24 protein-coding genes and 1 pseudogene are annotated in these 24869 nt (G+C 35.4%); 22 read left to right on the top strand and 3 right to left on the bottom strand.

Annotated features, from left to right (window positions below; genetic code table 11):
- Positions 1-24: 24 nt before the first annotated feature.
- A complete protein-coding gene (locus ACIFOT_RS04680; RefSeq protein ID WP_430062264.1) occupies positions 25-810 on the bottom strand; it encodes an alpha/beta fold hydrolase in 786 nt (261 codons plus the stop codon).
- Positions 811-1185: 375 nt separating this feature from the next.
- Between ACIFOT_RS04680 and ACIFOT_RS04675 the strand changes: the two genes are divergently transcribed.
- The 10 genes and pseudogenes from ACIFOT_RS04675 to ACIFOT_RS04630 all read left to right on the top strand — a co-directional run bounded on the left by ACIFOT_RS04675 (position 1186) and on the right by ACIFOT_RS04630 (position 8566).
- Positions 1186-1545 carry a hypothetical protein gene (locus tag ACIFOT_RS04675; RefSeq protein WP_430062261.1) on the top strand — a complete coding sequence of 120 codons (360 nt, stop codon included), beginning with the start codon at positions 1186-1188 and terminating at the stop codon, positions 1543-1545.
- Positions 1546-1606: 61 nt separating this feature from the next.
- Complete coding sequence (locus ACIFOT_RS04670; RefSeq protein ID WP_430062258.1) at positions 1607-2155, top strand: polyhydroxyalkanoate biosynthesis repressor PhaR; 549 nt, start codon at positions 1607-1609, stop codon at positions 2153-2155.
- 98 nt (positions 2156-2253) lie between these two features.
- A complete protein-coding gene (locus ACIFOT_RS04665) occupies positions 2254-2838 on the top strand; it encodes a hypothetical protein (protein ID WP_430062255.1) in 585 nt (194 codons plus the stop codon).
- A gap of 235 nt (positions 2839-3073) precedes the next feature.
- Positions 3074-3940, top strand: a complete 867-nt coding sequence (locus tag ACIFOT_RS04660; RefSeq protein WP_430062252.1) for a branched-chain amino acid ABC transporter permease — start codon at positions 3074-3076, stop codon at positions 3938-3940.
- Between the two features lie 5 nt (positions 3941-3945).
- Positions 3946-4914: a branched-chain amino acid ABC transporter permease gene (locus tag ACIFOT_RS04655; protein ID WP_430062249.1), complete on the top strand. Its 969-nt coding sequence runs from the start codon at positions 3946-3948 to the stop codon at positions 4912-4914.
- A gap of 22 nt (positions 4915-4936) precedes the next feature.
- Positions 4937-5713: an ABC transporter ATP-binding protein gene (locus tag ACIFOT_RS04650; RefSeq protein WP_430062246.1), complete on the top strand. Its 777-nt coding sequence runs from the start codon at positions 4937-4939 to the stop codon at positions 5711-5713.
- Positions 5697-6398: an ABC transporter ATP-binding protein gene (locus tag ACIFOT_RS04645; RefSeq protein ID WP_430062243.1), complete on the top strand. Its 702-nt coding sequence runs from the start codon at positions 5697-5699 to the stop codon at positions 6396-6398. Before ACIFOT_RS04650 ends, ACIFOT_RS04645 begins: the two co-directional genes overlap by 17 nt.
- A gap of 46 nt (positions 6399-6444) precedes the next feature.
- The gene (locus tag ACIFOT_RS04640) at positions 6445-7710 is read left to right on the top strand and encodes an ABC transporter substrate-binding protein (RefSeq protein WP_430062239.1); all 1266 of its coding nucleotides are present in this window, start codon (positions 6445-6447) and stop codon (positions 7708-7710) included.
- Positions 7711-7761: 51 nt separating this feature from the next.
- Positions 7762-7866 (top strand): annotated as a pseudogene (locus ACIFOT_RS04635) (hypothetical protein); the annotation flags it as partial.
- A 295-nt stretch (positions 7867-8161) separates the two neighbouring features.
- Positions 8162-8566, top strand: coding sequence for a PaaI family thioesterase (locus ACIFOT_RS04630; protein ID WP_430062236.1), 405 nt, complete (start codon positions 8162-8164; stop codon positions 8564-8566).
- A 228-nt stretch (positions 8567-8794) separates the two neighbouring features.
- Here the strand turns inward: ACIFOT_RS04630 and ACIFOT_RS04625 are convergent, their stop codons facing one another.
- Positions 8795-9112 (bottom strand): LysR family transcriptional regulator substrate-binding protein, encoded by a 318-nt coding sequence (locus ACIFOT_RS04625; RefSeq protein WP_430062299.1) that lies wholly within the window; start codon positions 9110-9112, stop codon positions 8795-8797.
- 299 nt (positions 9113-9411) lie between these two features.
- Between ACIFOT_RS04625 and ACIFOT_RS04620 the strand changes: the two genes are divergently transcribed.
- The 12 genes from ACIFOT_RS04620 (at position 9412) to ACIFOT_RS04565 (ending at position 23721) form a co-directional block, all read left to right on the top strand.
- Complete coding sequence (locus tag ACIFOT_RS04620) at positions 9412-10593, top strand: acyl-CoA dehydrogenase family protein (protein WP_430062233.1); 1182 nt, start codon at positions 9412-9414, stop codon at positions 10591-10593.
- 112 nt (positions 10594-10705) lie between these two features.
- Positions 10706-11848, top strand: coding sequence for a CaiB/BaiF CoA transferase family protein (locus ACIFOT_RS04615; protein ID WP_430062230.1), 1143 nt, complete (start codon positions 10706-10708; stop codon positions 11846-11848).
- Positions 11849-11977: 129 nt separating this feature from the next.
- Positions 11978-12337, top strand: a complete 360-nt coding sequence (locus ACIFOT_RS04610) for a hypothetical protein (RefSeq protein ID WP_430062227.1) — start codon at positions 11978-11980, stop codon at positions 12335-12337.
- Positions 12338-12494: 157 nt separating this feature from the next.
- Positions 12495-14021 carry a class I adenylate-forming enzyme family protein gene (locus ACIFOT_RS04605; RefSeq protein WP_430062224.1) on the top strand — a complete coding sequence of 509 codons (1527 nt, stop codon included), beginning with the start codon at positions 12495-12497 and terminating at the stop codon, positions 14019-14021.
- 73 nt (positions 14022-14094) lie between these two features.
- Positions 14095-14862, top strand: a complete 768-nt coding sequence (locus ACIFOT_RS04600; RefSeq protein ID WP_430062221.1) for an alpha/beta fold hydrolase — start codon at positions 14095-14097, stop codon at positions 14860-14862.
- Between the two features lie 481 nt (positions 14863-15343).
- Positions 15344-16066, top strand: a complete 723-nt coding sequence (locus tag ACIFOT_RS04595; protein WP_430062218.1) for a hypothetical protein — start codon at positions 15344-15346, stop codon at positions 16064-16066.
- 211 nt (positions 16067-16277) lie between these two features.
- Positions 16278-16457, top strand: coding sequence for a hypothetical protein (locus ACIFOT_RS04590; protein ID WP_430062215.1), 180 nt, complete (start codon positions 16278-16280; stop codon positions 16455-16457).
- A gap of 519 nt (positions 16458-16976) precedes the next feature.
- Positions 16977-17381, top strand: coding sequence for a helix-turn-helix transcriptional regulator (locus ACIFOT_RS04585; protein WP_430062211.1), 405 nt, complete (start codon positions 16977-16979; stop codon positions 17379-17381).
- A gap of 16 nt (positions 17382-17397) precedes the next feature.
- Positions 17398-18027: a hypothetical protein gene (locus tag ACIFOT_RS04580; protein ID WP_430062208.1), complete on the top strand. Its 630-nt coding sequence runs from the start codon at positions 17398-17400 to the stop codon at positions 18025-18027.
- Between the two features lie 209 nt (positions 18028-18236).
- A complete protein-coding gene (gene sda / locus ACIFOT_RS04575; RefSeq protein WP_430062205.1) occupies positions 18237-18410 on the top strand; it encodes a sporulation histidine kinase inhibitor Sda in 174 nt (57 codons plus the stop codon).
- Positions 18411-18600: 190 nt separating this feature from the next.
- Complete coding sequence (locus ACIFOT_RS04570) at positions 18601-18783, top strand: hypothetical protein (protein ID WP_430062202.1); 183 nt, start codon at positions 18601-18603, stop codon at positions 18781-18783.
- A gap of 780 nt (positions 18784-19563) precedes the next feature.
- Entirely contained in the window at positions 19564-23721 is a 4158-nt protein-coding gene (locus tag ACIFOT_RS04565; protein WP_430062199.1) for a S8 family serine peptidase, read from the top strand.
- A 144-nt stretch (positions 23722-23865) separates the two neighbouring features.
- On the opposite strand, the gene ACIFOT_RS04560 is transcribed toward ACIFOT_RS04565, so the two are convergent.
- Entirely contained in the window at positions 23866-24753 is an 888-nt protein-coding gene (locus tag ACIFOT_RS04560) for a LysR family transcriptional regulator (RefSeq protein WP_430062196.1), read from the bottom strand.
- Between the last annotated feature and the right edge of the window lie 116 nt (positions 24754-24869).

The raw sequence follows: 24869 nt of genomic DNA, 5'->3' as shown, positions 1-24869 counted from the left end.
TTTCATGCGCCTACTCTATTCTGTTTACCTGCTAGAAATGAGTGATTGTTTACGAATGAACTGGTGCAATAATTGATTAAATTTTTGGGTCTCTTCAAATTTTGCCCCGTGCCCCGATTTAGTAAAAATGCAAAGTTCTGCATTTGGAATCTTTTTGTACATCTGAATCTGAATCCATACAGGCAGCAATGTATCATATTGACCGCCAATAACGAGAGTAGGGATCTTTATGTCTGGTAATAATGAGCAATTATCGACTTCAAGTATAGCATCAATCGTTTTATTGACTCCTTCCTTGTTAGGTTTGTGACCTTTTTGAAAAGCGCTAAAATTCTCAATACTCCACGAATAAAAACATTTTTTTGCCGCATTCAAATTTTTCTGGTCATTTGAAAGAAAGAAAGATCCCAAGTTACGCACCTCTTTTACTATTTTTCCTAAGTGTTTAGGTGCATAAAAAAATGTACAGGCCAAAATTAATGATTTGCACTTCTCAGGGGCTTGACGGTAAATTTCTTGAGCAACAGCACCACCCATAGAATAACCACAAATGTGTGCGCTTTCAATCCCGAGATCATTAAGTAATTCAATAACGTCGCCAGCGAAATTTTCCATTGTTATTCCATCCAGAGTAGGATTGGTTCCATGCCCTCTCAAATCGGGAATAATTAAATCATACTGAGAAGCCAATTCAAATTGTTTGAACCAGCCCTCTTTCCACTCAGTAAATCCGTGAATAAGAACTAATGGCTCCCCACTTCCCATTCGAAGATACGGCATTGAAAGTTTACTAATCATTTTTTCTCCCATTCTGAATACCTCCTATTATAGATAGATTATCAATGAAAATTTGAACCCAACTTATCTATGGTGGCCTTGTGTGAAGAAATAATAATAGTTATTAATGCAATAAGTATGCCAATGTAAAAAAATGGGCTCATTCTAAGGCTGTGCCTAAATATTCCAGGTCGATGCATTCATATTGCATTTATTTGTGTTAGGAAAAAGTGTCTCAAAAAAACTACACTGTGTCTGTTGCGACACAAATTAAACATATGCTAAGTGAAAATTAACTGATTCATAGCGATATTTTATCTTGGCATAATACTTGCATTATTAGTAATCGAAAGGAGTTAACTCAAAAACACCCAAAACGTTTACCGCATAAAAGTTAAAAGGAAATATATGAACCTTGTGAATTACTTCAAGCAACTTGAAGAAAAGCTGAATGGAAAAATAAAATGTTTATTCAATCGCCATAAAAATTTTATATATGTAAAAAAGATGATTTGGCTCGATCTGAAAAGGGTCCGAATTCAAAGAATTATTGCGAAAAATTGGTTGAATTCCAAAGGTTATGTGACTAAAGAAGAGATTTCTAATATAGCTAAGAAGTATATTTCCATTGAAGAAAAAGTAGATGATTTAGATGACTTAGTTTTTTCCATGACAAAAAACTGGAACTCAAACAAGCAATCACTAACATCTATGCATGAAATACTTAACAAGCTTAAAAGTTTAATGGAGGAAGAATATAGAGAATAAAAAATTTAAATCCAATAAAAGAAGAATTATCAATTCATAAAAACATCCAGGAGGACTAACAATGCCAAAGCACAGTTCATTTGATCCATATGAAATGTTCACTAAATTAACTACAGAATCGGAAAAACAAGTAAATGAACTATTTCGATTCTTGACAAATAATAATGAATTTGTACGAACCGCTAGTGCTTTTTCAGATTCGAGCACTTTGTTTCAGGAGGGGTTTAAAAAATATCAACAAATGATGGAAACAAAATTAAATATACCCTCCAAAATGGATTTGGAAAATATAATCAAATTATCAATTCAAACGGAAGAAAAAGTTGATTCGTTAGAGGAAGAAATTTGGAAATTACAAAGTTTAGTCACCTCATCTAATAAGGAAATCAAAGAAGTGGTTGGTGTATCCCGTGATATTATAAACCTGACAAAAAAGCTAAAAACGGATGTATCTCAAGCAAAAGAGGTTCAAGCTGAAATAAAAGAAATGCATTCTGAACTTGAAGAAATAAAGAAAGGATTAGCTGACTTCAAGTTATTAAAAGAAGAAGTTTCAATGCTTGTAGAGGCAAAGAAGAAAAATACAAATAAGAAAAAAACTAAGGTTTAATTAAGAAATTGTTTTTGTAAAGGTGGTGATGTGGAGATCTGCTTTGATATTAGTAGTCAAAATCAATAAATCTATTACAAAATTTGGAGGAATTTATCATGTTAACCAATCAAATCGAAAAAAATTTATTAAGTGTAGAACAATTATGGAACCAAACATTACAAAAAGTTGAAGCTTGGGAAGAACAAGAAACAATGAAGGAGGAACGCTTTCTTCAATCTGCTATGCAATTTGCAGATAAACTGCAAGAAAATAATAGCAATATTAAGGAACTTACCAATCAATTTTCTAAAAAACTACGCGGATGGGAGAAGACTTCAAAAGAAGAATTAGAAAGATTTACTACACCATTATTATCAGTATTCCCTACTAATTCCTTTGAAGAAATGAACAATAAGCTCGATCAACTATGGAGTAACACCACAGAAACATCAGCAATACCTTACGAAAAGCTTATAAATGGTGAAATCGGGGAAAATTTTGTTGCCTCCTTGGAAAAATATATTGAGTTTAGACGAAATAATAGAAATATGTTTATGAAAACGATCAAAGAAACAGCAGCAATGTTCCAAACGAATCAACTAGCTTTTCTTAAAGCGGTGACTAGTCAAGTTGAAAATGTATTCTTTCCCTTTAATAAATTTATCGAAAGAACTATGGGGATTTCCAACTCTCAATTCTAATTAGCAGGTAACTAGATCAGTAACATAAATTTAACTCATACAAATTTGTATCTAAATTTAGTACATAGTAGATAATGAAAGTGTATTAAATTAGACAGCCTTAGCCCTAAGTTTATTAGGACTAAGTTCTGTCTTAAAAAGTTTGAATATTATGAATCTTATTTATTTTTACTAGGGTTTACTCGATCATGTAAGGACCACAGAAGGTGAAAGTTAAAAGGGCGGTGACAAATTTATGCAAATCATTGTAAGTGGTTTAATATTTGGCTGTATATACGCATTAGCGGCTTTAGGTCTTGTTTTAATTTATAAAACAACGGAGGTCGTCAACTTTGCACATGGTGAAATTGCAATGGTTACAACCTTTGTAAGCTATGTTTTTTTAACAAGGTATGGGTTGCCTTACACACTATCTCTTGTTTTATCGCTTCTATTTGCCACACTATTTGGGATGCTGGTCTATCTGCTATTTATGAAACGGATTCATTCAGCACCGCATATAAATCAAGTTGTTCTCACATTAGGGTTATTTATGGTTTTTAATGGTTTTGCCGGAATTACCTGGGGGTATGAAACCGTTAGCTATCCGGAAGCAATAAGCGGTAGTCCGTTTCAGTTCGGAAGTATTTTTATTTCTGGTAACGAATTCTTCATGGTTGGATTAACAATTGTTCTAATGCTATTGTTTTTCACTTTATTCCGTTTCACAAAAATTGGTTTAGCTATGCGGTCTGCCGCGCAGGATAAAATGGCTTCAGAGCTAATGGGTGTTAAGGTTTCAGGCGTTTTTATGACAGCATGGGCAATTGGTTCTGCACTTGGGGGAATTTCCGGTATTATGACTGCACCGATTACATTTTTGAGTCCAAACATGATGGGGGAAGTATTAATTTTTGCTTTTGCAGGGGCAGTGCTTGGGGGATTTAATAGTTTACCAGGTACCGTTGTCGGTGGATTAATGATTGGAGTTTTCCAGAATCTCATTAGTTTCTATCTTTCACCAGACTTGAAAATTGTGTTTGTATTTTTGTTAATCGTACTTGTTTTATATGTTAGACCACAAGGTATATTCGGTGGGGCTAAAATGGTCAAAAAGGTGTGATAAACATGTTGTTATCAAAAAAGAAACCATGGATATTCTTACTCGTTCTTGCATTGCTTGTTTTCCCAATTATCGGTGAGCAATCCGTATATCTCGTTTCCATATTCGTCATGATTTGCGTCTATGCAATAACTGCCATGTCTTTAGACTTATTAATCGGATTTGGAGGGCAGATCTCCATCGGACACGCTGGGTTTTTATCAGTGGGTAGTTACACTGCTGCCATTCTAGCATCAAAATTGGTTCTTCCATTTTTTTTGGTTCTTCCAATAACTGGTGTAATAACCGGATTGATTGGTTTATTAATTGGTCTTCCTTCCGTTCGGCTTAGCGGCCATTTTCTTGCTGTTGTCTCATTAGGTTTTGGACTAGCCATTCCTCAAATTGCATTGAATTGGTCTTCACTTACTGGGGGTTATTCAGGGCTTTCGGTTTTAAGGCCTGAATGGTTATCCGCAGATATTCAATTTATTTATGTGATTATTATTATCACCATGTTAATCACCTGGCTTCTTCACAATATTTTGAAAAGCAGATTGGGCAGAGCATTTGTTGCCATCCGTGAAAGTGAAACCGCTGCACAAGCCACGGGAATTAACCTTTCGTTTTACAAAACCTTGATGTTTGTCATAAGTGCATTTTTTACAGGTATTGCTGGCGGACTTTATGGATATTGGCTTGGATTTGTCAGCCCGAACGATTTTACCATAGTCACTTCATTTTTATTGCTGGGGATGATCGTAGTTGGAGGACTTGCCTCTATACCTGGTGCCATCATTGGTGCAATTGTATTCACGGTTCTGCCTGAGTTAACGAAATCATTTATTGGATTAACCAATATCATTATTGGAATTGCCATTGTTCTAGTTATCCTATTCCGCCCGCACGGGTTAATGTCCTTACAGGAATTATTGAAATTAAAAAAGACGAGGGAAAAGATAATCATTGAAAAGGAAGTTACTTATTCTGACTAAGAACGAGGAGGACCTGCAAGAGATGCTAAGCTTTAAAAATGTAACTGTGAATTTCGCAGGGGTCAAGGCTGTCAAAGAACTATCTTTTGATGTTCCTGAAGGCAGTATATATTCCATCATTGGTCCAAATGGTGCAGGAAAAACGACAGTATTTAACTGTATAAGCCGATTTTATTCACCATCATCTGGGACAATTGAATTTAAGGGAAAAAATATTTTAAAGCTGAAACCCCATCAAGTCATTCAACATGGAATTACAAGAAGCTTTCAAAATGTTGAGTTGTTTGCAAAAATGACCGTTCTTGATAATTTATTGACTGGCTTACATCCAATTTTAAAGAAGAATTTATTTTCCATTGCCTTTAATTTAGCTTCAGTGAAAAGAACGGAAAAAGAAGCGATTAAAAAAGCCTATGAAGTAATGGAATTGCTTTCGATCACTGATTTAGCACATGAAAAAGTGATGAATCTCTCTTTTGGGAATCAAAAGATGGTGGATATCGGCAGAGCGATTATCTCGTCACCGAATCTCGTTTTATTAGATGAACCTGTGGCGGGAATGAACCCGGTTGAAACCAAAAAAATCAGTGATTTAATTATCAGATTAAAGGAAGAAATGAACTATACAATTTTGTTGATTGAACATGATATGTCAATGGTTATGGAAATTTCGGATTATGTTACGGTCATGAGCTTTGGTCAAAAAATAGCGGAAGGGCTGCCCAAAGACATCCAGAAAAATCCTATTGTGATTGAGTCATACCTGGGGGAGGTGGAGGGAAGTGCTTACGTTATCTAATGTGCACGTTTATTATGGACATGTTCATGCATTAAAAGGAGTATCCATAACGGTTGAGGATGGGAAGATTGTTTCATTACTTGGTTCAAATGGTGCCGGCAAATCGACTACATTAAAGTTTATTTCTAGACTAATTCAACCGAAAAATGGCGGATATGAAGTGGATGGAAAATCAATGCTGAAAGCGAGCCCTCACAAAGTAGTAAAGAGCGGAATCATCCACTGCCCAGAAAACAGGAGACTATTTCCACTATTTACAGTTGAGGAAAATTTAAGGATGGGAGCCTTTAGCCGAAGGGACAAAAACATAAAAGAAGATCTAGAAAGAGTATTTTCATATTTTCCTAGAATAAAGGAGAGAATAAAACAAAAAGCAGGAACCCTTAGCGGGGGAGAGCAGCAAATGCTGGCGATTGGAAGATCCCTAATGGCCAAACCAAAGGTACTTTTATTAGACGAACCTTCTCTCGGAATTGCACCTATCCTTGTGAAAGAAATATTCGCAATAATCAAAAAAATAAATCAAGATGGAACTTCGATTTTATTAGTTGAACAAAATGCGAATATGGCACTGTCTGTTTCTGATTATGCCTATGTTTTAGAAAACGGGAACATCGCGTTGGAAGGGAGCTCACAGGTTTTAAGAAATAATGACGAGGTTCGCCGTTTATACCTTGGGGGCTAAGAAAAATTAACATAAAAATCAATTTAGAAAATAAGGGGGAAATGAAATGGAGTTCAAAAAAGGTTATGTATTGCTTGTCTCTGTAATTATGGCTGTGCTTTTATTAGCCGCTTGCAGCAGCAAAACTACAAACACTAGCAGCAAATCAAAAGGGAATATCACAGAGAAGCTTGCTCAAGGAGTTACAAAAAATGAAATATTAGTAGGATTATCTGCCCCACAAACAGGTCCACTTGCTGTCTATGATACACGCCGTAAAGGAATGGATGCCTATTTTCAATACATTAATGAGAAGGGCGGAGTAAATGGTCGTAAAATAAAGCTGATTGCCTATGATGATCAGTACCAGCCTACGAAAGCCGTACAGAATGCTAAGAAACTAGTCGAAGTTGATAAGGTATTTGCTGTCTTAGGGAATGTTGGCTCTACGAATAATCTTGCAACTAAGAACTATTATGTAGCAAAGGGCATTCCAGTCGTCATGCCTGGTAGTTCATTAAAAGAATTTGTTGACCCGCCAATTAAAAATTGGATGGGAGGATCCTCGATGAATTATGAAGTCGAGGCACAAATAATGTTTGATTATGCGGTTAATGAATTAGGAGCGAAAAAAATTGCTATTGCCTATCAAAACGATGATTTCGGCAAAGCTCCTTATAATAAAGTTAAAGAGATTATTAAAAATTATCCCGGAGTTGAAATTGTAGCTGAAGTTTCTTTCCTTCCTGCTGATACAGATTTTACTTCCCAGGCACAAAAACTCCAGCAGGCAAAGCCGGATACGATTTTCAATTTCGGTGTTATTAGTCCGGCGGTGAACTTAAAAAAAGCAATGTATAAAATTGGCTTTGACAAGCCTAATTACATCGTTTCAACTGCAGGCGGTGCCGACACACGTGCTTTTCAATTAGCTGGAAGGGATGTCTGGGAACGAACCTACAGTGGGAACATTTTTGTAAGTTTAGATGACGTGAATAATGAAAAAGTAAAACTATTAAATGAAACCTTTAAGAAATATTATCCTGACGAACCCGTTACTAATATTGTCGCATCTGGCTGGGCATTGTCTGAAGTTTTTGTGGAGGCTTTAAGAAAAACAGAAGACAACTTAACATGGGATCACTTCCTAAAATCATTTTATACCTTTGATAATTGGGACGGATCCATGTATGCCGGAATTTCCTTTTCAGAGAAAAACCATTTCGGAGTTACCAGAATGTACATGATTCAAGCAAAGGCTGGAAAATTACAACAAATCTCTAATTATATCTCATATGAACCAGAAACCGGAAAGATTATCATTTCGAAATAGTGATTATAAGTACTCCACTAAGGTGTTTCGGCAGAATAAGTTGCTGATAAATGGAGTATTAGCCGTACGGAATTAGATGAATATTCTTTAGAAAGTCATAGAAGAGCTATCCATTCAAAAAAAGAAAGACGATTTGAGCGAGAAATACTTGTTTAGAAAAATTAGCTGGACTTATACCAGTTTTCCGGGCAAATAAAATAATCATTCAGTCCAATTGGAGCATTAACAAGAATTCAAGGTAAAAATAAACACCTCTATGTGATCGTATTTAGAAATACGAATACTCGGAGGTGTTTTCCCTTTTCCATAAATTGCATGGATTCACACCGAAATTTAACCGATAATTAATAATAGGTAACTAAGGGCCAATTTACATGATTTATTAGTAAAAGTTATAATGAAATGAAAATTATTATATTAAAATAAAATAAGCATAAAATGAGGTGAAACTATGTTTGTCGCAGACTTAAAAAAAAGGCTTGAAGGGAGTAATAGTTTAGAAGCTTCAATGGGATTTGACGTATTTCAATTAGATGATGGGGGGATCATTTTGGAACTGCCTGTAACTCCATCACATTTAAACTTAAATGGAACGTTACATGGAGGAGTTTACGCTTCACTTCTTGATTGTGTATTAGGTGTGAATATTCGTAACCTTGCAGGTGATCCTTTGGTAACAGTTAATTTAAATATAAGTTATTTCGCCGCGGCAGTCGAAGGAGAAATCATTGTTGCGACTGCAAAAATACTTCATCAAGGATATAAGATTGCTTCGGGCGAAGGGGAAATCAGGAATAGTGAAGGTAAACTATTAGCTAAAGGCATTGGAACATTTAAAATCTTAAGAAGCAAATAAAAAGGAGAGTGCTGTTGAAATATGAACACTTTCCTATTTAAAAACCAAAATATAAAAACATACAAAAGCAGCCATGAATGACAAAAATCTTGGCTGCTTGAAAATTTAATCAACAAAGGTTTCGTTTAATCATTCCCAATAATCTTGAACATATTTCAAAAAAGTGCGGGCAAGGGGCGAAAGCGGTTTTTCATTTGCATAAATGTAACTAATTGGTTTAACGAGAAGTTAATAATTTTTCATTGGAACAATAATGATATCACCGTTTTGTACATCGGCATCATTTTTAAATATTTCTTCAAATGCAAAAGAAATTCCTACTCCGTCTTTAATTGCTTTTCTAATGATTTCTATGTTGTTAGATCGGATAACTACTCGATTCTTAGAAAAATAAGTTCTCAGTAAGGCATTTGTAAATTCTCCCTTATATGTAACAAAACATTCGTTTTGTAAATCCACTGGGGTTACAAACTCATGGAAGGCAAATGGAGAACTTTTTCCAACACAGATGCAAGGACTTCCTAATGCCAATTTTTCATATGTTATGTCTATTTCATCCTTAAAGTCATTCTTAGCTCCGGAAATAAACCAATATCACATTTTCCATTTTTTACACCCTTCAATATCTGATTGGTTTCCATTTCTTGGATTCCGACGATTACCTCAGGAAAATCAATTTGAAGTTTTAATAAAGATCATGTCTCTAAATGTATAATATCCTTTTCTAAACTTAACTTGTATTTAACGATTCATAACTATCTTATATTTTACTCTATTGTTTAGAAAAGTTAAAATAAAGTGAATATTAGGAATGTTATTAAATAAACAAAAAAGGAGTAATAAATATGGCCAAAACATTAACTGGAAAAACAAATCTTTCTACAAAAAGGTATTTGAAAGAAGAACATCAAATATTCAGAAAAGCATTTGCTAAATTTTTAGAAAAAGAAGCAGCCCCTTTTGTAGAGAAATGGGAAGAAGACAGGTTAGTTCCTCTATCGTTTTGGAGAAAAATGGGGGAGCAAGGGTATTTATGCCCGTGGGTAGGTGAAGAGTATGGCGGTTTAAATGCTGATTTTGGTTATTCCGTCATAATCAATGAAGAGTTTACTAAATTAGGGTTAGGACCCGGCGCTGGTGCTATACTTCACAGTGACATTGTCATGCCGTACATTGATAGTTACGGAACGGAAGATCAGAAGAAACGTTGGTTACCTGGTGCTGTTTCAGGTGAAATTATTTCAGGAGTTGCCATGACAGAACCGGGTACAGGGTCTGATCTAGCTGCACTTAAGACGACGGCAGTAAGGAAAGGTGACCATTTTGTCATCAACGGTGAAAAAACGTTTATTTCAAATGGTATTTTAGGAAATCTGTTCGTGGTCGCATGTAAAACGGATCCGCATGCAGTTCCTGGACATAAGGGAATTAGTTTAATAGTCGTAGAGGAAGGCACACCAGGATTTAAAAAAGGAAAGCAATTAAAAAAGATGGGGATCCATTCACAGGATACAGCGGAACTCATTTTTGAAGATGCCATTGTACCTGTTGAGAATCTCCTTGGGGACGAGAATAAAGGGTTTTATTATTTAATGTCTAAGCTACAACAAGAACGATTAATTGTGTCGATTTCAGCTATTGTCAGTGCTGAAAGAATGCTAGAAATTACTTTAAACTATGTGAAGGGACGGCACGCTTTTGGAAAACCAATCAGTTCCTTCCAAAACACACAATTTAAACTTGCAGAGCTTGCAACGGAGATTCAAATTGGCCGTACGTTTTTAGATACTATTATTGAGAAACACATCGCTAAAGAGAATATTATTACAGAAATGTCCATGGCAAAATGGTGGTCGACAGCATTAACAAAGAAAACAGCATCTGAATGCATGCAGCTGCACGGTGGGTATGGATTTATGGAAGAATACGAGATTGCCAGGTGGTACCGTGATGTCGCAGTCCAATCAATCTTTGCAGGTACAAATGAGATCATGAAAGGAATTATCGCATCTAACCTAAGATTATAATAAATTTGCAATTAAAATCACAGTTTTCCACTTTGTAATATGTCAGATGCACCATATCAATGGGGTACTTCGAAAGAAATATATAACAAATTGTGAGAATGGAGTGAATTAAATGACATTGCTTAAAGGGTTGAAAATACTGGATTTTTCTACATTGCTTCCTGGTCCTTATGCAACGATGCTGCTAGCAGATCTTGGTGCTGAGGTTTTACGTGTGGAATCAGCTACAAGGCCTGATCTCTTGAGAGACGGGTATCCACGTGATGGTAAAGATTCAGTGCATCATGGTTATATCAATCGCTCAAAAAAGGCGATTACCCTAGATTTAAAAAATGCAGATTCTATTGATATCGTGAAAAAATTAGTTGCTGAATACGACATAGTATTAGAACAATTTCGTCCAGGTGTAATGGAACGCTTGGGATTAGGCTACGACGCCTTAAAAGAAGTAAACCCCAAATTAATCTACTGTTCGATCACAGGTTTTGGACAAACTGGGCCATACCGTCATCGCCCAGGACATGATAACAACTATTTGTCCATTTCTGGTGTAGCAGGTTATTCAGGTCGTCGTAAAGGGGGACCTGCGCCTGCGGGAATTCAAATCGCAGATGTAGCTGGCGGCTCCTTACATGCGGTTATTGGAATATTGTCTGCTGTCTTCTATAGAGAACGTACAGGTGAAGGACAGTGGATTGATATTAGTATGACCGATTGCAGTTTTGCCCTGAATGCTACTGTTGCGGCCAGTTATTTGATGGGAGGAATTAACCCTGAGCTTGAGGGGACGATGTTGAATGGCGGTACCTTTTATGATTATTATGAAACAAAAGATGGCAGGTATTTTTCTGTAGGAAGTCTTGAACCTAAATTCCGTAAGCTTCTATGCGAAGGTATTGAACGGCCAGACTTAATTGAACTTAGCTTTAGTGAGAAGATGGAGGATATTGTTGAATTCAAGAAGGAAGTTCAGCTTGCCTTTCTAAAGAGAGCGTTTACAGAGTGGCGAACTATTTTTGCAGAAATTGAGGCTTGCGTTGAACCAGTTCTTTCGTTTGCCGAGGCATGTGGACATCCTCAAATTGTCAATCGAGGAATGATAGTTGAAGTTCAAAGGCCAAAAGGGGGCTACCAAAAACAAGTCGCCTGCCCAATAAAGACAACTGTCTTTAAACCCGAATATAAACATACCGGAGTGGAACTGGGCGAGCATAACAAAGAAATAGTAAAACCTCTTGAACAACTTCATAAATAGAATCCTAGTCAAATAGGAAAAACTAAAGAACAAATAAGAGATTTTTGAATCTATTATTTCTACATGCTTTGGACTAAATGGAGGGTTTCACCAGATCTTCAAAGAGTAGAGGCAGTGGTGGACTAGGAATTGGCAACGATTGCTGATCCATTATTCGATTTAGGAACAACTCTAGGATATTGGAATCAGGATGATGACCCTGATTTAGTCAAGCAGGGGATACCAAGTATAACTGCCCATCCAGACTTTATCAGTCGAAGGGAGTTTGCTGAACGTTATGCTAAGAAAACAAAGCGTGATATCTCTTACCTTCACTTCTATTTGACCTTTTCATATTTCAGAATTGCAATCGTTATGCAGCAGATGCATTATCGATGGAAAATAGGGGCTACAAACGATGAAAGATTGGCCACGTTCAATCATTCGGTTAAAGTTTTCATGGAGTATGCATACGAACATTCGCAGAATAAAGGCGATTTTCACTTGTAAAAACTAGAAACCTTAGTTTTTTGAAGGAGGTGTTTTGATAGAAAAATAAATTTGAAGAGTTAGTTTAATGGGAATAAATGAATGAAACACTAAAATCTTATTATTTTAGGTAAAAATCTCACGTTTGTTCCAGGATTAATAGAAAGGTAGATGAAAAATGGAGATTGGAAATTTACATGAACGGTTACCAATTTATGCGAAAAACAAACCAAATGAGGTAGCTGTAATTTACGGAGAAACAAAAAGGACATATCAGGAACTGTTTGAAAGAGTAAATGCACTAGCCAATTCACTCATTGAAGCAGGCGTAAAAAAAGGAACTCACGTAGTATTGTACATGAAAAACCGAATTGAAATGGTGGAAGTTTTGTATGCGCTGTCAACAGCTGGTGCTGTTGCGGTACCCGTCAATTACATGATTGAAGGAAATGATTTACGCACATTAGTCAATAGTTCGGATGCAACTCATGCCATCGTAGAGGAGGAAAAGCTAGAAGCATTCGAAACGGTCTTAGACGTTCTTCATACAATTACTCCTAATTCTACAATCATCATAGGTGGGACACAATCATCTTCCATTTACCTTGATTATGAGAACCTCATTGCCAACGGATCAACGGAGCCGCCAAACATTGAAGTGACTGGGAAAGACGTTGCGGCAATGATCTATTCATCGGGAACTACTTCTTTACCAAAAGGGATTATATTTACACAGGAAACAATGATATACCGGGCATTAATTGGGGCAAATGAATGGAAAATAAATTACGGTGATACGGTGTTGATTTCTGTTCCAATGTATCATAGTGTTGGCCATTTATTTTCATTTTTTTTAGGTTTGTGTGAAACAAAACTTGTTATTACTAGAGATTTTGAACCGAAAAATACGTTATCGTTAATTCAAAATGAAAAGGTAACGTTTGCGTTTTTTGTACCCACACAATATGTGATGATGTTACAGGTTCCAGATTTCGAAGATTTTGATCTATCTTCATTAAGGATGTTACTTTCTGCTGCAGCACCACTTGCTGAGACTGTTAAAAAGCGAATTATCGAGAAGTTTCAGACAAATTTATCAGAATTTTTTGGATGTTCTGAAACTAGTGCTTTTACTATTCTTCGTCCGGAGAATGTCATTCGTAAAACAAGCAGTGTTGGACAACAGTGTGCCTTTTTTCAAGTTCGGCTTGTTGATGATGAAGGGATAGATGTAGGTGTTGGGGAAGAAGGCGAGTTTGTCGTTCGGGGATCTGGATTATTTAGTGAGTATTATAAGCTGCCGGAAGAAATGGAAAAATCATTTTTACCAGGCGGTTGGTTTAAGACTGGGGATATGGGCAAAGTAGATGATGAAGGATTCTACTACTTGCTCGACCGCAAAAAAGATATGATTATAAGCGGTGGTGTCAACATATATCCGAAGGATATTGAAGATGTTCTATTTACAAATCCTGATATTCTGGACGCTGCAGTCATAGGCATTGCTGATGAGAAGTGGGGGGAAGCAGTAAAAGCTGTTGTTGTATTAAAGTCTGAATCAGATATTGACGAAAAGCAATTGTTAGATTTTTGCAATTCAAAACTAGCAAAATATCAGAAAATTAAAGTGCTTGAAATGGCCCCTTCCCTTCCGAGAAACCCCTCTGGAAAAATACTAAAAAGAGAACTACGGTTAAGAAGTTAGTTCTAAAAAACAAACTATCTATGAAAACTCTCTTCCTAATAACACTATCTTTTTCAAGGAGTTGTTGTTGTTGGTGTTCCATTATCTAGATATGGGTAAAGGCGAACCATTGGTGTTGATTCATGGCTTTGGCTGTAAAAAAGAAAGCTGGAAAAATCAATATGGGCTTTCAGAATCATATCGGTTAATTATTCCTGACTTATTAGGGCATGGTGAATCAAATGACGTAGAAAATATATCGATACCGAATTTTGCTAAAAATATTATGCGCCTGCTAGATCAATTAGGAATAGAAGCAGCACACTTCTGTGGTATTTCTCTAGGTGGAATAATAGTACAGGAAATTTACAAATTATTTCCAAAGAGAGTAAAGTCCATGATTTTATCAAATACCACTTCATATCTACCGAAAACTGGGGCAAAGTGGATTCTTAAAAAGAAAATTGACCAATTTTTATCGACACCTAGAGAAAATATAGTCTCAGCGGCTGCTTCAAATTGTTTATATGATCAAAATCCAGAACTAATCCAAGAAGTAAAAGATGCTTTATTATTAAAGGATGAAACATATATTAAAACAGCAAAAGCAACAATAGGTGTAAATTATTTATTTATGTTACCTTTTATTAAAGTACCAACTCTTATTATTGGAGGATTTTACGACAAACTTTTACCGGTAATATTAGCTAGACAGACACACCTAATGACCTTAGGTAAAGCAAAATTAGTCATTTTGGATGAATGTGGCCATGCACCTGTCATAGAATGCAAAGAAAGATATAATGAATTATTACTTGAATTTCTAAATAAGCAGAGTCCAATCTATGAACAGGTAATCTAATGAATGAAGCAAACAATCCTTACTGATTATAGTAAGGATTGTTTGCTTCATTAGTAGTTTAGAAATATAGAAAGCTTTTAGCTGTTAGAAAGGTCCTCTTTCCATCTATTTCAGGTGCAACTCATGATCTGATGGGGTATCGGCCACATTTCGAAAATAAACACTAAACAAATTCCGAATTGTCGATAGGAGTCGATCATTGACAAAAATTTACCTATAGGTGTAAAATACATATATAGTCAAACGAAGGGTATAACCTGGTAATCGGAAAGGGATATTGCGGGAACTGGTCCTGCAAAACGACGCTATACATAGGCAGTCACTACATATTTAAAGGGTATGCAAATCAGTTAGAAAGTTATCAATCTATGTTAGACCAATTCTTTACTATGTATACCATTATGATTGAGCTCTATTTCCCTTCATTTCAAAAGAAGGATTCCATAGAGAAATGAAATGTAGATAATTAGGAGGAACGAAAATGACTAAAACCATGACAAAGAAAAAGGAACAAGTTCCAGAAGTAAAAACACAATTTAAAGCTGAAGTTCAAGAAGAAGTTGTTGAATCTAATCCATACGTAGAAACAAATACACAAATGAAAGCCGAAGCTCAAGAAGAAGTAGTTGTATCAAACCCAAATGTAGAAACAAAAAAACAAATGAAAGATGAAGCTCAAGAAGAAGTAGTTGTATCCAATCCATATGTAGAAACACTTTGGAAACAATACGAGCAAACGTTGGATCAAGCAAGAAAACTCCGCGAAAGCAGTGAAGAAGCTTATCTTAAGTCTGTAAAAGATGTGATTAAGTTTAATAAAGAATTTAGAAAATCAATCTCCGATTTATATACAGAATCAAGAAAGACAAGCAGGGAAATCGTCAAAGGTTTATCCAGTAATTTTGCAAAAATTGACGAATTGAAACAAATATCGGATCAGCAGATAATGCAAGTGGAAGAAATTTCTGAAGGATTAGAGAAATTGGCTATAACTCCAATTAAATTCACTGTTGATCTTATCGAACGGTTAGAAAAGAACGTCGAGGAAAGTAGTGAAACGTATGTTCGTTATTCGCGAGAACGCCGCAAAGTCTGGGGAAAAGTGACAAATGAATATTTGAAGATAGCAAAAAACAATCATAAAATGTTGGTAAATCGCCTTGAAGAAAGTGTGAAATTACTCGTTAGTACAAATAGAAAATAAAGTATTCTAATGATCCACTTTAATAAGAAACTAACATGAAGCGTTGTCTTACACCCCAAGATGAAAATATTTCATCAGGGGTTTTTCTTTTAGCAATATTAATTAGTGCTGGATAAGGTAAAGTTAAAGTGTTTTTGTAGTGGTTTAACCATAGAAACTGTTTGGAATTTGTCTTGTGTACACATGTTAACTTACTTTTTGGAGGATTTAGATGGGTTTATGTAATGATATTGTTTCAGTAATTCAAGTGAAGGTATTTGAGGAAACAGAAGAATTAAACTGCTGGTTAAAAGAAGCTAAAGATTTGCAGATTCTAGATATTAAATTTAGATCTATGGTTATTATTGATGAGATTGTTATAAGAGATCGTTTCGTAGTCATTTATAAATGATCATAAGCAAGCTAATGAAGCAAACAATATTCACTAATTAAAGTGAGGATTGTTTGCTTCATTAGTAGCTTAAAAATATAGAAAAAAAGTGAAGATGTTAAAATAAATAGACTCAATTTAGGTTTTAGCTTTTAGAAAGGTCTTCTTTCAATCTTGCGAGAAAAAGCTTTGACGATTCGGATATTAATTTATCCTTTGAACACACCCATCCTATATAAAAAAGGTCTCCAGCAAGAAACATCTATTTCAATACAAGTAAACTCCTCCTTTAATGTAGAAGAATTGTGGGTAAAGGATACATCCATCGCGAAAGTAGAGGCAAATTCTTCAGATACTAACTTTAGTATTGTACTCGAGTGGTCCGTATAAATCATTTCGTCAAATCATTTTCTAACACCCCTAATAGTCAAAAAATAGATGCATTATTAAATTTTATTTATTTTATTGTTTAGATGCAATTGACTAAATGCGACCTATATGTGTAAAATACATATATAGTAATTTTGTTGAGGTGTAGTCATGATGAATTCTAAAAATGAAAATAATGTTACTCCATCTAAGAACTTTATCCTTCCATTTATATTATTGCTTCTTAGTAGGATGTCACTTCATGGCTATGAACTAAATCAAAAGCTTCAAGCTTTCGGTTTTCATACGCTTGACCAAGGAAACTTGTATCGATTATTGAGACAACTAGAGAATGACAAACTAGTGAAATCTGAGTGGCAAACAAATGGAAGCGGTCCTGCCAAAAGATGTTATTCGATAACTGATGTTGGTAAAGCCTACCTAAAGGGTCATTCTAGACAACTCGAGCGATACCGATCCATGCTCGATCAATTTTTTAAAATGTATTCTAGTTTTCTTGAACTCTACATACCTCCTTTTCATAAGGAGGATAAAATAGAGAAATTTACAAAGTAAATGAGGAGGAACGAAAATGGTACAAAAGGTGATTCAACAAAAAGAAGAAGTCCTAAAAAAGGAAGTTAAAAATGTGGAGGTTCCAAAAGTAGAGGTTCCAAAAGTAGAGCAGCAAAAAGAAAGAAGCTATGTTACAGAGTCATTTATTGAAACATTTTGGAATCAGTTTGAAGGTGCAGTTTCTCGGACAAGAGAATATAGAGCACAACGCCAAGAACTTTACTTAAAAGCTATCAAGGAAACAACAAAGTTTAATGGTGTATACCGCAAAACCATGATGGGTCTCTTTGAGCAAGCGACAAAATTTAATAGCGATTTGCGTAAAGGGTTATCCCAAAAATCTATTATTAAAACAAATGAAACTACTCAAGAAGTGACTGAATCTTTAATAGGACAATTAAGTGAAGCAGCTAGTAAATTAGAGGAGCTTTATTTAACTCCAATTAACAAGGGCTTTGAGTTAATGGAAAGATCAGAGAGGCTTGTTGAACAAAATAGCGAGGCATTCATTGAATATACAAATGAAGCACTGAATGCTTGGGAAGCAGTCACAGACAACTTTTTAAAAATAGGAAGAAAAACTCATCAAAATATTGCCCATCGATTGGAAGATAGCGTGCGTGTACTTGTTGCTCCAAGTAAATAATGTACATATATAAAGGAAAACACATTCTTATTCGGATGAGACCTTTATTTGTTAATAAATTTCCTATATCGCACAAAAAAAGCAGATCACCTTCACGGCACGCTGCTTTTTTAATTTCTTGATTGCTGATGACATTTTACAACGGAGTATTCTCTCTTCATATTCTTACTTGAAAGAAGGTATTTGACGTAAAGTGGAGTGAGACAAGTATGCAAAACCTTAGCACCGAACAATTGCTAGAAGCATTTAATTCTGCTATTAAGTTAAATCTTTGCAAAGACTTTATTATACTCTTGGCTAATGAGTTAGATACACGATTTATTAATGAATCACCCAATAATGATTATAGAAAAATTTTAAATCAGTATAATCTATCAGATTAGAATTTGAATTTAGTACAATATTTTTTCTGGTAGATAAGTTTAATGTTTTTCAGTGTACTTGCACCGTAAGAAGTATCTATAGTCTTTCTGAAAATGTATTAATTCTTTATTCCGTGATCTTCCAAGAATAAGTTGGGTTTTACCGTATAAAATTAAAATTCAGCATTCTATTAAAAATGGAGGAATTTTTATGTATGAACAAGAAAAAACTATATTTATGAGTGAACAAGAAAAAACTCTACTATACAAAACTTCTATCATTTTAAGAAAAGATACAAGCATGTTGAGTTTAAACGATATTATAGAAGAACTTGTTCATGTTATAGAATCAAAACAAAAGATGACTGATTGCCAAATCAAGAATAGAAATTGATTAAAATGCCATACCTTTGCTAAACGGCAGCGAATTCGCTGCCGTTTTATCATTCAAATACCTTGCTATGAATGTTCTTGACTGGTAAGCGCTCGGAAAGCATAATAACTTCCTTTGGTACTTTTAATGCAAAACTGAGTTCAGCGGTAGCAGCTCAGATTCTGGCCAATATTCATAACAGAAAAGACGGGATAGCTGAAGAAAAATTAGGATAATAAAATAGAAGAAAAGAAGAATTTCTATAGAGATTATAAAAAGAATAAGCAGTGGAGTTCTGATATATTTATATTTTACGCAATAATATTATACTTCAATTTTATTAATTTTCATAAATAAAGTATACGAGGCTATTACCTGATTAAGGTGATAGCCTTTTTGTACCCTGATAGAATACCAGTTTAAATATCTTTTATTATTTTTCTTATATAATCTTTCTGTATTCCCACTATAACTTTTTGAAAATCGCTTTGCTGATGGCCAATGGTGATGCGTGAAGTTTTTCTGCTGCCTTTGTGGTAGACCGTTGTTTACAGATTTACGCTATGTATTGTATTTTCTCAAAATGCACCGAATTCCATTGAAATTTAACTTGTATTTAACGATAGTTAATTATCGTGTATTTTACACTAAAATTAATGGGAGTTAAAATAAAATTAATATTATTCTAGGAATTATAAATTTTATATAGATGCTGTGAGAGGAGTGATGTAGTGAAATTTCTGAATATTATAAATTAAATTTATTGTAAAAAAACATTTGGGTGAGGAGAAGAGAAGCATTATGAATAAAAAACAAACTAGTAAAATACTTGCAGGAGCCCTAACAGTTGGTATGCTATTTTCTCAAGGACAAGCATTTAATGTATTTGCTGAAAGTCCACTTGATGTCATTGGACAAGAAGTTCCGCAATATAATGCGAACACAAATATAAACACCGAAAACATTTTGAACAGCCTAACTCCAGAACAACGTGATGCTCTTAAGAATTCACAGTCCGGAGCAAGGGGCCTTCAATTATCGCAAGATGTAAATCTTGATAGCGAGGAAGTTGTGTCAGTAATCGTAGAGTTTAAGAATAAACCACAAAAAGTTGCTGTTCTTGAAGCGGCTGTAAAAGGGAAAGTTCTATCTGCTGATATGGCAAAGAGCAACGCAGATGCTGATCATGCAACCTTTAAGAAAGATTTAGATTCTAAAGCAAAAGGAACTTATAAAGTAAACCGTGAATACAAAAGCGCCTTCAATGGAGTAGCATTACAGGTTCCTGCGAACAATCTAAAAGAATTAGTGAAATCAACAGCAGTTAAAGCCATTTATAGCAATGAAACTGTAAAACTAGAAGAACCTGTTGAAGCTAACTTTGAATCAACCGGGCAAGGTATGGCAGCAGAACGTTCTTATCTAAATGTAGATAAACTTCACAAAGAAGGGTTCACTGGTAAGGGCGTAAAAGTAGCTGTACTTGATACAGGTATTGATTACAATCACCCAGATTTAAAAGATGTATTTAAAGGCGGGTATGATTTCATTGATAACGACAATGATCCAATGGAAACAACTTATGATGATTGGATTAAAGCCGGAAAACCTAATCCAGCAAACAATGGTTCAGACTATGTGACAGAGCACGGAACACACGTATCCGGTACGATTGCAGGTCAAGGAACAGCTAACAGCGAGACCGCTACTACTGGTGTCGCCCCAGATGTTGACTTATATGTATATCGTGTTCTTGGTCCACAAGGCGGGACAGCTGAAAGTGTTATCGGCGGAATCGACAAAGCTGTAGAACAAGGAATGGATGTTATCAATCTATCATTAGGCTCTGCGATTAACCATCCACTTTATGCTACAAGTATTGCAATCGATAATGCGGTATTAAGCGGAGTAACAGCAGTTATTGCTGCAGGTAACAACGGAGATAAAATGTATACTTTAGGTTCTCCAGGATCTTCAGCTTTAGCATTAACAGTTGGTGCGAGCGATGTTCCAACGGTAATTCCGACAATCAAAGGTCATAACGATAACTTAAATCTTGATATGAGGTTGCTAGGAAAAGGTTACAGCGATGAGCTTTCAACGCTAATCGGTAAAACGTTTACGATTGTAAATGTTCCGGGTGTTGGTCAAGCATCTGACTATAACAACCTTAACGTAACGGGCAAAGTAGTTCTTGTACAACGTGGAACAAATGGCATTAACGAGAAAATTTCTATAGCTAAGCAAAAAGGAGCTGCAGCAGCGATTGTTTATAACAACGTTGACGGACTTCTACCGTTCTTCTTTGGAGATGGAGTAGATTTTATTCCAGGATTCGGCATGACAATGGCTGATGGAGTTGCATTAAAACAACAAATCGCAAGTGGTAAAACAACATTTACATTCAGTGATTTAAGTCAAATTACAACACAAGGCGACGGGTTAGCAAACTTTAGTTCTCGCGGACCTTCTTATATCAATTATGATATTAAACCGGAAGTTGTAGCACCAGGAGTCGGTGTACTATCAACTGTTCCAGGATTCATTCATAGCAAAACGAATCCAGTGGATTACACTCATGCTTATGATCGTATGTCAGGAACATCAATGGCAACTCCATTCACAGCTGGCCTTGCCGCATTAGTATTACAAGCAAAACCAGATGTACAGCCTGAAGATGTAAAAACAATCTTAATGAATACAGCTGACCCGTTAAAAGGTGATTACAGCGTATTTGAACAAGGTGCAGGTCGTGTAAATCCTTATGAAGCTGTTCATTCTACAATGGAAATCAAAGTAAAAGATGAAACACAAACTGGCATTAATGGACAATTGGTAGATGTGAAAGAAACAACAGGCGCACTTAGCTTCGGTAAAGAGCTTTTCACTGGCTCGGATGTTAAAAATTCTCGCACTCTAAAGTTTGAGAACAACGGAACAAAAGCTAAAACATTCGATGTAAGTGTTTCTTTCCAAACTAATTTAAGAGGTTCTAAGGATGCAGAGAAAAACGGTGTAACGGTTACTACAGATAAAATCGTTAGAGTACCTGCAAATAGCAATATTTCAAGAAAAGTAGACCTTTCCATTCCAGCCTCAGCTGAAAAAGGTATCTACGAAGGTTATGTGGTTTATACAAACCAAGAGAATCCGTCTGAAACATATCGCCTTCCATTCGGAGCAAAATATGTAGAAGAAGGATTCGCAAACGTAAGACATTTCCAACGTTCACATACTAGTGATCGAAATAATATGCTGAATCCATTATTTTACCCAAACTTCTTCACATATTTCACACTAAAGTCTCACATTGACTGGATTGATATCATTCTAACAGACGCAAACGGTAAGGGCTTAGGATTAGCAACCGCATTTGATGGTTTTGGTCGTGAAGAAGGCAAAGAATACCTAATTAGCTCATTCGGCGGATACTACAAACCATTCATAAATGAAGAAGAAACACTAATCAACAATAACGCAGTCCTTGCACCAGAAGGTCATTACAAACTTAAATTAATTGCTTATGGCACTGATGGAGCAACGTATATCGATTCACAAGATATCTTCGTTGATAACACAATGCCTGATAAATTCGACCTTAAAGTAGAAGGCGAAAAAGAAGGCAACCCGTTCGTTGAATACAAAGACGGTCAACAAACACTTGGACTTACTGCTTCAATTCATGACAAAAACATCGACGCTATGAGAGCGGCTGGCATTGATGCGAAAGAAGCTAACCAAGGTTTAAACGTAATTAAGTACTCTGATAATAGTCCTTTGAATGCAATAAACGGACAACTTACTTTAGATGAAAATGGAAATGTTAATAATGCAGTTGCCATGAAACCAAGTTTACCAGTATCAAAGATTTGGTTTATCGGCGGTGATCAAGCAGGTAACTCTTACGGAAAGAAACAATATTTCTTCGTAAAAGACACAACACCATACGTTTTCGGTTCAGTGAATACAAAAACTCGATTAAATCAAGTTACCGCTCATATTGGTGATGAAATGACAGTTACTCTTAATGCAAACAACGTAGACAAGGTAAAACAAGCTGCATACAGCTTCGTGACAAGTTCAATTGATACAAAAATTGTAGACATTAAACTAAACCCAGCGGCACAAGCGTTAGGCGGGAAATTAACAACAACAACAACTCTACTCGGTACTACTAATGTTAAATCAGATGTAAATGTTACATTTGCTGATGGTGTATCAGGAGATGTACCAATGGTTGATGTGACAGTTAAAATTGCAGACATCAAAGATGTTTCAGATGCTGGATTTAGAACGATTACTTCAACATTTACAAACGTTAACAACGTTGTGACAAAGCCGTTCTCTTATATTACACCAATTGCGATTTTATCAAACTTCACTTCTGTGAAAGGGTATGTTCAAACACAAGGATTATTTAAAGAAGATGGTTCATGGGATTATTCTAAAGACTACACAAAAGTAGGAGCCAAAGTAACAATCCAAGACAACCAAGGAAACACATACCCAGCAATCATTGATAAACTAGGTCAAATTTACGCAACTGGATTACCTGTTACACATGAACAAATGACTGTTGTTCGAGATATTCCAGGTCATTTCACAATGTACGATAAGTTTAACGGTGAAAATAATCACGCTTACAGAACAATGGATGGTATTGATTATGGAATGCTTAAAACATTAGGAACTGAAACCTTTGCAATTGCAGCAGCTGGTGATGTAAACAAAGACAATGTAATCGATATTAATGATGCATTAGCTATCCAATCCGCTTGGGGCACAAACAACCGTAATGCAGACATTAACTTTGATGGAACTGTTAATGCGAAAGATTTCGTTTTTGTAGAAAAGAACTTTGGCATTCAAAACCCAACAGTTACAAACGCTCCAAAAGCAGTGAGCAAATACAAATCCAAATCAGTAGAAGACATCAAGGAAGAATTAAAGATTCAATAATTAGTTCAATAGGATCCTGAATAATTAAAATAACCTTTGCCCTAAATTCTAAAGGGCAAAGGTTATTTTATTTTTGCAGTATTATTATTCTATATAACTTTCCTGACTAGAATTTACAAAAGAGTCAAAGTAAACGACATCACATCAGCCCCAATAATCCTGAACAAATTTCAAAAATAATTTGGCAGGGGGGGTAAGGGGTTTGTCATTTGCATGAATGGAATAAATAGATTTAATTAGTAGATCACTATCTCTCAATGGAATAATAAGGATATCTCCGTTTAGAACATCTGCATCATTTTTAAATATTTCTTCAAAGGCAATCCCGATACCCATTCCTTCAATAATCGCTTTCCGGATAATTTCGACATTGTTGCTGCTAATAACTACTCGGTTCTTGGAAAAATAGGATTTCAGCAAGAACTTCATTAAATCGCCTTTGTAGGTGGCCAAACATTCATTTTTTAGATCGTCTGGAGTTACATATTCATGGAATGCAAATGGAGAGTTCTTTCCAACCAAAATGCATGGACTTCCTAAAGCCAATTCTTTATAAACTAAGTCTAGTTCTTCCTCTAATTCAATATTATTAGAGGCGATTATTCCGATATCACATTTTCCAGTTTTAACATCTTTAAATATTTTTCTTAAATCATCTTCCTGGATTTCCACTATAACCTCAGGAAAATCGATTTGAAGTTTCAATAAAGAGTTAAAGGCAGAATAAGTCAAACCTGGTAGACAAGAAATCTTTAGCTCGGTTTTAGCCAATGTTTCTTGTAACTTCGCTTCTTCTCTTAACTCATGAATTTTTGAGATGACTTCATATGCTTTTTTGATAACGGCTTTCCCTTGTTGTGTCGGAACCATACCAGTTTTTGAGCGTCTAAAAATCTGAATGCCGAGTTCTTTTTCTAAGTTCGAGATCGATTTGCTGATAGCAGGTGGTGAAACATGAAGTTTTTCAGCAGCCGTTGTAATAGACCCTTGTTTACCGATTTCTGCTATATATTGTAGTTGCTCAAAATGCATAGAATTCCCTCCAAGATTTAACTGTTAATTAACAATAGATAACTATCTTGTATTTTACACTATTATTGGCAAAAGTTAAAATAAAGTAAATATTATGAATTTTGTGTGATAAACAA

It is taken from the genome of Neobacillus sp. NRS-1170, from assembly GCF_050468025.1.
The sequence above is the reverse complement of the archived record's forward strand: the minus strand, read 5'-3'. Positions and strand labels throughout refer to the sequence as shown.

Excerpts from the sequence above, each read along its gene's own strand:
- ACIFOT_RS04675 (WP_430062261.1), top strand. The coding sequence starts at position 1,186 with ATGAACCTTGTGAATTACTTCAAGCAACTTGAAGAAAAGCTGAATGGA.
- ACIFOT_RS04630 (WP_430062236.1), top strand. The coding sequence starts at position 8,162 with ATGTTTGTCGCAGACTTAAAAAAAAGGCTTGAAGGGAGTAATAGTTTA.
- ACIFOT_RS04640 (WP_430062239.1), top strand. The coding sequence starts at position 6,445 with ATGGAGTTCAAAAAAGGTTATGTATTGCTTGTCTCTGTAATTATGGCT.
- sda (WP_430062205.1), top strand. The coding sequence starts at position 18,237 with ATGCAAAACCTTAGCACCGAACAATTGCTAGAAGCATTTAATTCTGCT.
- ACIFOT_RS04670 (WP_430062258.1), top strand. The coding sequence starts at position 1,607 with ATGCCAAAGCACAGTTCATTTGATCCATATGAAATGTTCACTAAATTA.
- ACIFOT_RS04565 (WP_430062199.1), top strand. The coding sequence starts at position 19,564 with ATGAATAAAAAACAAACTAGTAAAATACTTGCAGGAGCCCTAACAGTT.
- ACIFOT_RS04615 (WP_430062230.1), top strand. The coding sequence starts at position 10,706 with ATGACATTGCTTAAAGGGTTGAAAATACTGGATTTTTCTACATTGCTT.
- ACIFOT_RS04620 (WP_430062233.1), top strand. The coding sequence starts at position 9,412 with ATGGCCAAAACATTAACTGGAAAAACAAATCTTTCTACAAAAAGGTAT.
- ACIFOT_RS04680 (WP_430062264.1), bottom strand. The coding sequence starts at position 810 with ATGGGAGAAAAAATGATTAGTAAACTTTCAATGCCGTATCTTCGAATG.
- ACIFOT_RS04655 (WP_430062249.1), top strand. The coding sequence starts at position 3,946 with ATGTTGTTATCAAAAAAGAAACCATGGATATTCTTACTCGTTCTTGCA.
- ACIFOT_RS04590 (WP_430062215.1), top strand. The coding sequence starts at position 16,278 with ATGGGTTTATGTAATGATATTGTTTCAGTAATTCAAGTGAAGGTATTT.
- ACIFOT_RS04605 (WP_430062224.1), top strand. The coding sequence starts at position 12,495 with ATGGAGATTGGAAATTTACATGAACGGTTACCAATTTATGCGAAAAAC.
- ACIFOT_RS04570 (WP_430062202.1), top strand. The coding sequence starts at position 18,601 with ATGTATGAACAAGAAAAAACTATATTTATGAGTGAACAAGAAAAAACT.
- ACIFOT_RS04585 (WP_430062211.1), top strand. The coding sequence starts at position 16,977 with ATGATGAATTCTAAAAATGAAAATAATGTTACTCCATCTAAGAACTTT.
- ACIFOT_RS04660 (WP_430062252.1), top strand. The coding sequence starts at position 3,074 with ATGCAAATCATTGTAAGTGGTTTAATATTTGGCTGTATATACGCATTA.
- ACIFOT_RS04560 (WP_430062196.1), bottom strand. The coding sequence starts at position 24,753 with ATGCATTTTGAGCAACTACAATATATAGCAGAAATCGGTAAACAAGGG.
- ACIFOT_RS04595 (WP_430062218.1), top strand. The coding sequence starts at position 15,344 with ATGACTAAAACCATGACAAAGAAAAAGGAACAAGTTCCAGAAGTAAAA.
- ACIFOT_RS04665 (WP_430062255.1), top strand. The coding sequence starts at position 2,254 with ATGTTAACCAATCAAATCGAAAAAAATTTATTAAGTGTAGAACAATTA.
- ACIFOT_RS04580 (WP_430062208.1), top strand. The coding sequence starts at position 17,398 with ATGGTACAAAAGGTGATTCAACAAAAAGAAGAAGTCCTAAAAAAGGAA.
- ACIFOT_RS04650 (WP_430062246.1), top strand. The coding sequence starts at position 4,937 with ATGCTAAGCTTTAAAAATGTAACTGTGAATTTCGCAGGGGTCAAGGCT.